The following is an 11,439-nucleotide window of genomic DNA, read 5'->3' as shown; positions in this document are numbered from 1 at the left end:
ATGAACAGCTCCGCCTACGCCCTGTCCATCGACGCACCGGTCTGCCGGTACGTGGACCTGGACGGCTTCACCGATCTCCTGCCCGCGCAACTGCTGTCGGCGGAAGAGTGCACGCGCGCCGCGAGCTTTCGCTTCCCGGCCGACCGGCAGCGCTTCGTGGCCGCGCACATCGCCCTGCGCCAGGCGCTGGCCGAGTACACCGGCCTGCACCACGCGGCGCTGCAGCTGGCGACGGGCTCCTTCGGCAAGCCCTCGCTGTCGGGCCACACGCGCACCCAGTTCTCGCTGAGCCACAGCCGCGGCCTGGCGCTGATTGCCATCGGCGGGCGAGGCCCGCTGGGCGCCGACGTGGAGTTGCTGCGCCCGGTGCCGGACATGGCGGCGCTCGCGGCCGAGCACTTCACGCAGCGCGAACAGGAGGCGCTGGCTGCGCTGCCCGCGCATGAACGCGAACGTGCGTTCCTGACCTGCTGGACGCGCAAGGAAGCCTGCCTGAAAGCCATCGGCGTGGGCCTGCTGCTGTCGCCGCAGAGCTTCGAGGTGGGCGTGACGCCCGACTGCCGCAGCGTGGAGCTGTCGGTGGCCGGGCGCATCCTGTGGCTGGTGCTCGGGCCCGCGCCCGAGCGGCTGGACTGCGTGGGTTCGCTCGCCGAGTGGCGCCAGACCGAAGCCCGCGCGGGCGCGGCGGGTTCTGCCGGTTCCACGGCCCGTGTGGCGGAGGCCCACGCATGAGCACCGCCACGCCACTGATGTTCGGGCCGGCCTCGCGCCAGGTCTTCGGCGTGTTCCATCCGGCGGAGGACAACCGCGCCGAGAACACCGCGGTGCTCTTCTGCCCGCCCTTCGGCCAGGAAGGGCTGCGCACGCACCGCTTCTTCAAGGTGCTGGCCGAGCGCTTCGCGCGCTCGGGCATCGCCGTGCTGCGCTTCGACTTCTACGGCTCGGGCGATTCGCCGGGCGACGAGCGCGAAGGCGAACTCGACGGCTGGCGGCGCGACCTGTGCGCTGCGCACGACGAGCTGCGCCGGCGCGCGCCGAATGCCTCCATCGTCTGGATCGGTGCGCGCCTGGGCGCCACCCTGGCCGTGCTGGCCGCGCGCAGCGGGCGCTGCGACCCGGTGCGCCTGGTGCTGTGGGAGCCGGTGATCGACGGCAAGCGCTACGGGCGCCTGCTGCGCGAAGAGCACGTGGCGGCCATCGACACCACCTTCTGCATCCCCGACCTGGCCTGGCGCCGCAGCCTGGTGAACGAACCCGATGCCTTGCCCGAGGAAGCCCTGGGCACGTCGCTCTCGCCCGCCTTGCGCGCACAGCTGGCGGCGCTGGTGCCCGAGTCGCTGCCGCTCACGGCGCTGCACGACACGCTGGTGCTGGCCGGCCCCGACGACACCCACACCGCGCAGTGGGCCGCCGACCAGCAGTCGCGCCACATGCCGGTGCGCCTTGCGTACTTCAGCCACCCGCTGGACTGGACGTCCGACCCCTACCCCAACAGCGCGATGGTTCCGGCCGAAGCGCTCAACCGCCTCCAGGGAGCCCTGCATGAATGACATGACACAGACGCCGGCGCGCTTCGGTCCCGGCGATGCGCTGGTGGGCATGCTCACCGCACCCACGAACCAGGCGCCTGCCGACGTGGCCTGCCTGATGTTCAACATGGGGGCCAACCACCGCGTGGGCCCGCGCCGCATCAACGTGAAGCTGGCGCACATGCTGGCCGCGCGCGGCGTGAGCAGCCTGCGCTTCGACCTGGGCGGCATCGGCGACAGCGACGCGCTGGACACCGCACCCGACGTGCAGGCCCGCGCGGTGCACAGCCTGGAGGCCGCCATGGACCTGGGCGAACGCATGCTGGGCGCGCGGCAGTTCACCATCGTGGCCATGTGCTCGGGCGTCGAGCAGGCCATGGCGGTGGCCGCCACCGATGCGCGCGTGGTCGGCGTCTCGCTGTTCGACGGATTCGCCTTTCCGGAACGGCGCTCGCGCTGGGAGCGCACCCTGCGCCGCGCGCTGGCCGCACCCGCGCACCCGGCGTTTCCGGGCAAGGCCAAGCGCTGGCTGCAGCGCCACTTCCTCAAGGCCCACTCGACCAAGCCGATGCCCGGCTACTTTGCGCAGGAGCGCTCGGCCGCGGAGAACGCCGCCTGGTTCGGCACGACCCTGCAGCGCCTGGTCGAACGCAAGGTGGCGGTGCAGATGCTGTATTCGGGCTCGCTGCACGTGAACGACCGCAGCCGCGACCAGCTCGGCAACTTCGCCCGCGAGCCCTACACCCAAGCGCTGCAGTACGAGTTCATGCGCGAGGTCGACCACACCGTGTGCACCGAGCGCGGACAGCAGCTGTTCCTGCAATGCGTGGGCGACTGGGTGACCGAGCGCTGTTTCGGCGCCTCCACCGACGCCGCCGAGGCCTCCGGGCGCCGCACCCCGAGCCGCGCCACCGCGGGCGGCGAACGCGCCATGCCCACCACCTGGGCCGCGCCATGACCCGTGCCATGGGCCCCGCCCCGCGCCTGCCACTGCCCTCTTTCAGCAACCCGCCCCCCCACCGTCAACCGGCCGTCAAGGAGATCACCATGGAACGCCCCGATCGAACGACGCAGTCACAAGACATGCGCCCCCTCTGCACCAGCGCACCAACCCCGGCGCATGCCCGGGCGGAAAACAAGTTGCGATGGCTGGGGCTGGCCATGCTGCTGTCCCTGGGCATGGCCGCGCTGTCCGGCTGCGCGCCGGGCTTCGGCACGCCGGCCGCGCTGGGCTTCACCGCCACCACCGGCGACAGCACCGCCTCGGCGGAGAGCAGCAGGATCATCCCGATCACGCCCGACCTGGTGCGCGCACAGATGGCGCAGAAGCCCAAGGACGTGCCCGCCGCCGTGAAGCGCCTGTTCGCCACGTCGCCGATCTACACCATCGGGCCGGGCGACGTGCTCGGCATCATCGTCTACAACCGGCCGGAGCTGCTGCCCAACGCCGGCGCGGTGATCGCGCAACAGTCGGACCCGACCGGCGTGAGCGTGGCGCCCGGCTTCATCGTCGGCGCCAACGGCGAGATCAGCTTTCCCTACATCGGCCGCACCAAGCTGCAGGGGCTGACCGAAAGCGGCGCCTCCGAGCTGATTGAGCGCCGCATCAAGGACTTCATCAAGGACCCGCAGGTCACGGTGCGCATTCAGTCGTTCCGCAGCCAGCGCGCCTACGTGCAGGGCGAGGTGCGCACCCCCGGCCTGCAGATCTTCACCGACATCCCGATGACGCTGTCGGAGGCCATCAGCCGCTCGGGCAGCTTCACCACGGCGGGCGACCGCTCGCGCGTCTCGCTGACCCGCGGCGGCGTGACCACGGTGGTCGACCTGCCGCTGCTCGAGTCGCTGGGCTTCGACGGCAACGGCATCGCGCTGCGCAACGGCGACATCGTGAACGTCGGCACCCGCGAGGACAGCCGGGTCTACGTGATGGGCGAAATCAGGGCGCCCTCGGCGCTGCAGATGCGCATCAACGGCCGCCTGAGCCTGAACGAGGCGCTGGGCGATGCCGGCGGGCCCGACCTGCTGTCGTCCGACCCCGGCCAGATCTACGTGGTGCGCAACGCGCCCGGCAACCCGGACGTGCAGCAGATCTTCAACCTGAACGCGAAGAACCCGGTGGCGCTCGCGCTGGCCGACCGCTTCGAGCTGATGCCGCGCGACGTGGTCTACGTCGACCACGTGCCGCTGGTCACCTGGAACCGCGTCATCAGCCTGATCCTGCCGGCCGCGCAGGTTGCCAACCTCAGCCGCGACACCGCACGCCGGTGAGTGCTCCTCCCTCCCATACGAAAAGGTGAACCTCATGAACGCGCGCTGGCAAGCTTCGCTCCCCGGTCCCGCTCCCGCGTCCACGCCCGTGGCCGCGATCGAGGCCGGCTGGGTCCGGGAATCCCGCTTCCAGGAGTACCTGGACATCCTGATCGACAGCCGCTGGCTGATCGCCTCCATCACCGCGCTGGCGCTGCTGCTGGGCGTGGGCTATGCCCTGTTCGGCCCGCGGGTGTACGAGGCCAACATCCTGATCCAGGTGGAAGACCCCGACCGCTCGGGCGGCAACTTCCCGGGCGACTCGACCGCGGCCGCGGGCATCGGCAACAAGACGCCGGTGTCCGGCGAGACGGAAATCCTGAAGTCGCGCATGGTGCTGGGCCAGGCGATGGAGGACACCCAGCTGTTCATCAGCGCGCGGCCCCGCTACGTCCCGCTGGTGGGCGAGTTCCTGGCGCGCCATTCGAGCCAGCTCTCCAGCCCCGGCATCCTGGGCATGGGCAATTTCGTGTCGGGCACCGAGCGCATCGCCGTCGCGCAGATGGACGTGCCGCCGGCCTTCGAAGGCAAGAAGTTCACCCTCGTCGCGGGCGACGGCGGCACCTACACGCTGACCCACCCGGATCTCGAAACGCCGCTGAAGGGCACGGTCGGCGTGCCGCTGGACGCGGCCGTGCCCGGCGGCGCGCTGCACCTGCTGGTGGGCTCCTTCGACGCCCGGCCCGGCGCCGCCTTCGAGCTGGTGCGCCAGTCGAAGCAGCTCACGCTGCTGGGCCTGCAGAAGGACCTGCGCGTGGTCGAGAAAGGCAAGCAGTCGGGCGTGATGGACATCAGCCTGCAGGCCGAGAACCGCAACAAGCTGGCCGACGTGCTCAACGAGATCTCGCGCCTGTACGTGCGCCAGAACATCGATCAGAAGACCGTGCAGGCCGAGCGCGCACTGGCCTTCCTGGGCACCGAGCTGCCGAAGTTCAAGGCGCAGCTGGAGCAGTCTGAAGACAGCTACAACCAGTACCGCAACCAGAACGGCACCATCAGCCTGGACGACGAGGCGCGCAATGCGCTGGCCCAGAGCGTCGACCTGCAGGCCAAGCTGCTCGACGCCAAGCAGAAGCGGCTCGACCTCATGGGCAACTTCACGGCCAAGCACCCCGCCGTGGTGACGCTGGACACGCAGATCTCCTCGCTGAAGAAGGAGCTCGGCGGCGTCGAGGGGCGCATCCGCCGCATGCCCATGATGCAGCAGAACTCGCTGCGCATGCAGCGCGACATCAAGGTCAACACCGACCTGTACGCCACGCTCCTGAACAGCTCGCTGCAGATGCGCCTGGCCAAGGAAGGCAAGGTCGCCAACGTGCGCGTGCTCGACCAGGCGCTGGTGGCGGAGAAGCCGGTGCGCCCCAAGCCGCTGATCGTCGTGGCGCTGGCGCTGGCGGCGGGGCTGTTCTTCGGCGGCGCCGCGGCCATGGCGCGCAAGAACCTGCGCCGCTCCATCGCCAGTCCCGAGGACATCGAGGCCGTCACGGGCCTGAGCGTGTACAGCACCATCGCGCTGAGCAGCCAGCAGCGCGTGCTCGATCGCGCCATCCGCGCCGGCAAGCCGGGCGTGAAGGTGCTGGCCGCGCTGCACGTGGAAGACCCGGCGCTCGACGGCCTGCGCCGGCTGCGCACCGCGCTGAAGCACGTGATGCACGGCGCGCCGAACAACCGCGTCCTGATCGCCAGCGCCACGGCCGGCGCGGGCAAGACCTTCGTGTCGTCGAACTTCGCCACCCTGCTGGCCGCCTCCGGCAAGCGCGTGCTGCTGATCGACGCCGACATGCACCGCGGCAGCCTGAGCGAAGAGTTCGGCCTGCTGCGCAAGGACGGCCTGTCCGACGTCATTGCCGGCGGCGTGCCGCTGGAGCAGGCCATTCACCATCATGTGCTGCCGCACCTGGACGTGATGACCTCCGGCAAGCCGCATGCGGACCCGGCCGGCCTGCTGGCCAGCGAGGTGTTCACGCACACGCTGCAGACCCTGTCGGCGCGCTACGACGTGGTGGTCGTCGACGCGCCGCCCACGCTGGTGGCCACCGAGACCGCCGAGATGGCGCCCATCATGGGCACCCTGCTGCTGGTGGCGCGCGCCGACGCCAGCGAAATGGGCGAGCTGGTGGAAAGCGCCAAACGGCTGGCCCATGTGGGCGCCGCATTCCACGGGGTGGTGTTCAACGCGGTGGACACCTCGCAACGCCAGCACCGCAGCTACAGCTACGGCTACTACGGCTATGCGCCGGCGCGCCGCGAGCCCTCGTATGCCATCGACACGGCCGACACCGTCATGCCCAAGCGCATCGAGCCGGAGCACGCCGCGTCATGAACACGCTTCGATCGACCTCCTCCACGCGGCAGGGCGCCGACAGCGCGGCCGGCGGCGCCGCGGCCGCGGCCAACACGCCCGCGTACGGCCCGCTCGGCGGCGCGGCCTGGCTGCGCCATGCCAAGCGCGCGGCCGACATCCTGATGGCCGGCTCGTTCTTCCTGTTCTTCGGCTGGGCCTATGCGCTCATCTGGCTCGGCGTGCTGCTCACTTCGGGCGGGCCGGCCATCTACATGCAGCCGCGCTACGGCAAGGACGGCAAGGTGTTCAAGTTCTACAAGTTCCGCTCGATGGTGGCGGAGTCGGACGCGGTGCTGGCGCGCCACCTGCGCGAGAACGAGGCCGCGCGGCGCGAATGGGCGGTCTACCAGAAGCTGCAGAACGACCCGCGCATCACCCGCTTCGGCGCCATCCTGCGCAAATACAGCATCGACGAGTTCCCGCAGTTCTGGAACGTGCTCAAGGGCGACATGAGCATGGTCGGCCCGCGCCCCTGCATGTTCACGCAGAAGGATTTGTACGGCGACTACTGGGTGCACTACTGCGCCGTGCGCCCGGGCATCACCGGCCTGTGGCAGATCAGCGGACGCAACGAGATCAGCTACCGCCGCCGCGCCGCCATGGACGCGGAGTACGTGGCGCGGCTGTCGCTGTGGCGCGACCTCTCGATCCTGCTGAAGACCTTCGGCGTGGTGACCGGCGCGCGCGGGTCGCGCTAGGCCGCCCTCCTTCGATTTCGTCTCCCTCGTTTCTTCAACCCCCTTCAACCTCTTCACCGAAAGCTCCTATGCGTATCTTTGTTGCAGGTCACCGCGGCATGGTGGGTCAGGCGGCCACACGTCGCCTGAGCGAACTGGGCCACGACGTGGTCACGCGAACGCGCACCGAACTCGACCTTCTCGACCAGGCAGGCGTGGCGCGTTTCTTCGCCACGGAGCAGATCGATCAGGTCTACCTGGCAGCGGCCAAGGTGGGCGGCATCCACGCCAACATGACCTATCCCGCGCAGTTCATCTACGAGAACCTGGTCATTGCCACCAACGTCACGCACCAGGCCTTCGTGGCGGGCGTGAAGCGGCTGCTGTTCCTCGGCTCCAGTTGCATCTACCCGCGCCTGGCCGAGCAGCCGATCCGCGAGGAGTACCTGCTCAACGGCCGACTGGAGCCCACCAACGAGCCCTATGCGATCGCCAAGATCGCCGGGCTCAAGCTGTGCGAAAGCTACAACCGCCAGTACGGCGCCACGCACGGCATCGACTACCGCAGCGTGATGCCGACCAACCTGTACGGCCCCGGCGACAACTACCACCTGGAAAACAGCCACGTGGTGCCCGCGCTGGTGCAGCGCTTCCACCTGGCGAAGATCAGCAATGCACCCAGCGTGCTGATCTGGGGCAGCGGCCGCGCGCGGCGCGAGTTCCTCTACGTGGACGACATGGTCGAGGGCTGCCTCGAGGTGATGAACCTCTCGCGCGCCGAGTACGAGCAGCAGACCGACGCCATGCGCGGCCACATCAACCTGGGCACCGGCATCGACGTGTCCATTGCCGAACTCACCGAGCTGATCCGCGAGGTGGTGGGCTACACCGGCAGCATCCGCTACGACCTCGCGCAGCCCGACGGCGCTCCGAGAAAGCTGCTGGACGTGTCGCGCGCGGCCACGCTCGGCTGGCACGCGAAGGTGACGCTCGCCGAGGGGCTGCGCCGCACCTATGCGGACTACCAGAAGGCCATCCGGCCGGTCGAGGAGCCCGAGCACCTGCAGACGCCCGCGCACGCCTGATCGGCCTGCACGCCCCGTACGTTCCCCACTACCCGACAGGCCCGCCATGCGAACCCTTTCCTTCTGGTCCGGCATCGTTTGCGCGCTGCTGTGCGGCCTGGTCGACCCGGTGTGGGGCTACGCGGCGGTGGCCGCGCTGTCGCTGGTGCAGCTTTCGATGCTGGGCGCCCCGGGCGCCAGCGTGTTCCTGCTGATCCACTACGCGGCGATCCTCACGTACTTCTCGGTCGCACCGGCGATGCAGATCGCGAGCGACGTCGGGTTCTGGGACGCGGGCGTGCTGGGCACCGCGGCGCACACGCAGGCGCTGATGCTGCTGCTGCTGTACATGGCCGGCGTGGAGGCCGCGCGGCTGGGCGTGCCCGATGTGCCGGTGCGGGTGCACCGGTACATCGGCGCGCATCCCGCGGGCGCGGCGCACCCGGTGCTGCTGCTGGTGAGCTGCTCGCTGTCCGCCTTCGCGGTGCTGTTGCTGCGGCCCGATCTGAACTTCGTGGCGCGCGGCGTCGTGGGCGACGAAGAGAGCGTGCCGGTCGACCTCATCTTCTATTCCACGCTGCCCAAGCTGATCGTGCTGGTGTGCTTCGTGGCGCTGGCGATCCACGCGGCGCGCAGCCGCACGCTGTGGGCCTGGTGCGCCGCGGGCCTGGCGGGCGGCCTGGCGCTGATTGCGGCCAACCCGGTGAACACCGCGCGCCAGGTGCTGCTGATCGGGCTGCTCCCGCTGCTCATCCACGCCTTCGGGCGCGGGCGGCGCTGGCTGCTGGCCGGGGTGGTGTTCGGCGCCATCGCGGGCCTGGGCCCGGTGCTGAACCTGATCTCGCGCGGCAGCCTGTGGGGCGAGGAGCTCACGACCTTTCCGTTCAGCCAGGACTTCGACGCCCAGTATGTGGTGGCCGGCATCCTGGAACGCGCGCCCATTCCCGACCTGGGCTGGGGCCGCTACCTGCTCTCGGCCGTGTCCTTCTTCCTGCCGCGCGACCTGAAGATGTTCCCCGACTTCGACCCGCTCGGCTGGTCGGCCATCCTGGGCAACTTCTCGCAGAGCAACCTGTCGCTGCCGCCGTTCACCACGGCCTACTTCGACTTCGGCCTGGCCGGGCCCGCGCTGTTGGGCCTGGCGATTTCCGCGGGCTTTCGCTGGGCCGACCGCGCCGTCGATCCGAACGGCCCGCTGTCGGGCTCCTACCTGGCGGCCCTGGTGCTGCTGGCGGCCTACGTGCCATTCATGCGCGGCCCCATCCTCGGCTGGGGGCCCTTCGCGGCCTCGGGCCTGATCGCGGCGCTGATCGCCGGGGTGCTGAGTTCGCGCGGCCGGCAGCAGCGGCGCGTCGCGCTGCGCGCGGTGCGGCGCGATGTCCGGAACGTCTGAGGGCGCACACATGGCCACCTACCTGTACTACGACACCATCCGCCTGAACAAGGCGGCCGGCGGTGTGCTGAACGTGTCCGAAGTGCTGCTGCGCAACATGCGGCTGTCGCGCGACGACCGGGTCGAGGCGGTCAGCGAACGCCACCCGCGCATCTATGCAGCGGCGCAGCGCCTGAAGCTCAGCCGCTTCGTGCTGGACACGCTGCTCTACAACTTCCACCGGCTGCGCGCGCTGCTCGCGGGCGAGCGCGTGGTCTCGGTGTTTCCGAACTACTTCCTGCCGTTCACGCTGCTGGGGCGCCATCGCGATTCGGTCACCATCGTGCACGACCTCCAGTACAAGGCCTATCCGCAGTACTTCGGGCGCGCCAAGCGCCTGTTCCTGGACTGGAACCTGTGGCGCGCGGCGCGCAGCGAAGCGGACGTGGTGTTCATCAGCAAGAGCAGCCAGCAAGACTTCGAGCGGCACTTCGGGCGCTGCGCGCATCCGGCGGTGATCTTCAATCCGGTGGACGTGCTGCGCGCCGTCGCGGTGCCTCCTGCCGCACCGGCTGAGCGCTACCTGATCGCGGCCTACCACTACTACCCGCACAAGAACTTCGGCGGCATCCTGGCGCTGTTCGAACGCATGAAGCGCGCGGGCCTGGTCGACTACCTGGACATCACCGGCAACGGCGCGGCCGACGTCGAGCGCATGGTGGCTGCGCTGGCGCCCGAGGTGCGCGGCGCCGTGCGGCACCGGGGGCTGGTGTCGCGCGACGAGCTGATGCGGCTGTACCTGGGCGCCACGGCGTTCATCTCGTTGTCGACCTTCGAGGGCTTCAACCTTTCGGCGGCCGAGGCGGCCACGCTGGGCGTGCCGCTGCTGCTGTCGGACATTCCCGTGCACCGCGAGCTTTTCGCGGGCTACGGCTTCTTCGTGGGCAGCGCGTCCAGCGACGCCTACCAGCTCGCGAAGTACCTGGCGCGCCACGAACGCACCCGCCCGGCCTGGCCGCATGCGGCCACCTGCGCGCCCGCGGCGGTGGCCGGGCGCTACCTCACGCTCAAGCGCGGCGCGTTGTCGTTCACCGGGGCGCTGCCATGAAGACCTTTCCCGCCGTGATGGTTCGCGTGGTCGCGGCGTTGCTCTTCGGCGCGGCGCTGGTGGCGGTGATCGCGCAGCCGAAAGCGCCGGAGGCCACCCAGACCCCGCCGAAAGGAACGGCTACAGCGCAGCAGCAACCCCTGCAAGCCCAGCCCGCCGGCGCGCCCGTGCCCGGCCTCGGCGTGATGGTGCATTACCTGCCCGACAAGCAAAGCATCCGCGAGGTGATGCGCTTCGACGTCGAGTCTTTCGCGAACCAGCTCGCGGAGATGCGGGTGTCGCACCTCATCCTGACGCTCGGGCAGAACAATGGCCAGTACATCGCGCCCAACTCCGCGCTCGAGGTGCTGTGCCCCGCCAGTGCGAAGAACCGCTCGCCGCGCGACCTGCCGCTGGAGATCGGCCAGGCGCTGCGCAGCCGCGGCATCGCGATGATCCTGTACCTGCCGTTTCGCGCCCCGCAGTCCGACCGCTACCTGATGGACTGCCTGGGTGACGTGAACGAGCAGCAGCCGCCGCCGGCCAGGTTCATCGCCGCCTGGTCCAGCGTGATCCGCGACTGGTCGGAGCACTACGGTCCGCTGGCCGCCGGCTGGTGGTTCGACGGCACCTACAACACCACGGGCGTGACGACGGCCGGCTGGGAGCAGCTGTGCGGTGCCGCGCGCAGCGGCGCGGCCAACCGCCTGCTGGCCTTCAACGCCGGCGAAGGCGCGCAGCGCTTCAGCCTGAAGTCGGTGCCCTGCCAGAACCTGATGGCGGGCGAATACATGGAGCCGCCGGCGCACCCCGCGGCGCCGCCCTCGGAGCTGATGTTCCACCTGCTCACGCCGCTCACCGCCTCCTGGGGCCGCGAGGCGCCGGCGCGCTTCACCGCCGGGCAGTTGCGCAACTGGATCTCCGAGGCCGCCGCCGCGCGCGGGCTCGTCACGCTGGACATGCCCGTGGACGCCACCGGCCGCTTCATGCCCGCGCACGTCGCGCTGCTGAAGAGCGTGACCTCGCGCAAGCCCTGAATACCCACGAAATCCTGTC

Annotated in this window: 10 protein-coding genes; all 10 read left to right on the top strand. The window is 70.1% G+C overall.

Features of this window, described 5'->3' with window-relative positions:
* The 10 genes from AC0IYU_RS01125 (at position 1) to AC0IYU_RS01080 (ending at position 11,420) form a co-directional block, all read left to right on the top strand.
* Positions 1-732, top strand: coding sequence for a 4'-phosphopantetheinyl transferase family protein (locus AC0IYU_RS01125; RefSeq protein ID WP_472112004.1), 732 nt, complete (start codon positions 1-3; stop codon positions 730-732).
* Positions 729-1,550, top strand: coding sequence for a serine aminopeptidase domain-containing protein (locus AC0IYU_RS01120; protein ID WP_472112001.1), 822 nt, complete (start codon positions 729-731; stop codon positions 1,548-1,550). The genes AC0IYU_RS01125 and AC0IYU_RS01120 overlap by 4 nt, the downstream gene beginning before the upstream one ends.
* A complete protein-coding gene (locus tag AC0IYU_RS01115) occupies positions 1,543-2,487 on the top strand; it encodes an alpha/beta hydrolase family protein (protein WP_472111999.1) in 945 nt (314 codons plus the stop codon). Before AC0IYU_RS01120 ends, AC0IYU_RS01115 begins: the two co-directional genes overlap by 8 nt.
* A gap of 89 nt (positions 2,488-2,576) precedes the next feature.
* Positions 2,577-3,800 carry a polysaccharide biosynthesis/export family protein gene (locus tag AC0IYU_RS01110; RefSeq protein WP_472111997.1) on the top strand — a complete coding sequence of 408 codons (1,224 nt, stop codon included), beginning with the start codon at positions 2,577-2,579 and terminating at the stop codon, positions 3,798-3,800.
* Positions 3,801-3,834: 34 nt separating this feature from the next.
* Positions 3,835-6,162: a polysaccharide biosynthesis tyrosine autokinase gene (locus tag AC0IYU_RS01105; RefSeq protein WP_472111993.1), complete on the top strand. Its 2,328-nt coding sequence runs from the start codon at positions 3,835-3,837 to the stop codon at positions 6,160-6,162.
* Positions 6,159-6,881, top strand: a complete 723-nt coding sequence (locus AC0IYU_RS01100; protein WP_472111990.1) for a sugar transferase — start codon at positions 6,159-6,161, stop codon at positions 6,879-6,881. The genes AC0IYU_RS01105 and AC0IYU_RS01100 overlap by 4 nt, the downstream gene beginning before the upstream one ends.
* 68 nt (positions 6,882-6,949) lie before the next feature.
* Positions 6,950-7,945 (top strand): GDP-L-fucose synthase family protein, encoded by a 996-nt coding sequence (locus tag AC0IYU_RS01095; protein ID WP_472111987.1) that lies wholly within the window; start codon positions 6,950-6,952, stop codon positions 7,943-7,945.
* A 46-nt stretch (positions 7,946-7,991) separates the two neighbouring features.
* Positions 7,992-9,317 carry a hypothetical protein gene (locus AC0IYU_RS01090; protein WP_472111984.1) on the top strand — a complete coding sequence of 442 codons (1,326 nt, stop codon included), beginning with the start codon at positions 7,992-7,994 and terminating at the stop codon, positions 9,315-9,317.
* Positions 9,318-9,327: 10 nt separating this feature from the next.
* Positions 9,328-10,404 (top strand): glycosyltransferase, encoded by a 1,077-nt coding sequence (locus tag AC0IYU_RS01085; protein WP_472111982.1) that lies wholly within the window; start codon positions 9,328-9,330, stop codon positions 10,402-10,404.
* On the top strand, positions 10,401-11,420 hold the full coding sequence (locus AC0IYU_RS01080) for a hypothetical protein (protein WP_472111979.1): 1,020 nt from the start codon (positions 10,401-10,403) through the stop codon (positions 11,418-11,420). Before AC0IYU_RS01085 ends, AC0IYU_RS01080 begins: the two co-directional genes overlap by 4 nt.
* Positions 11,421-11,439 lie beyond the last annotated feature (19 nt).

It is taken from the genome of Variovorax sp. AC103 (assembly GCF_979254005.1).
This window is presented reverse-complemented; position numbering and strand designations above follow the sequence as displayed.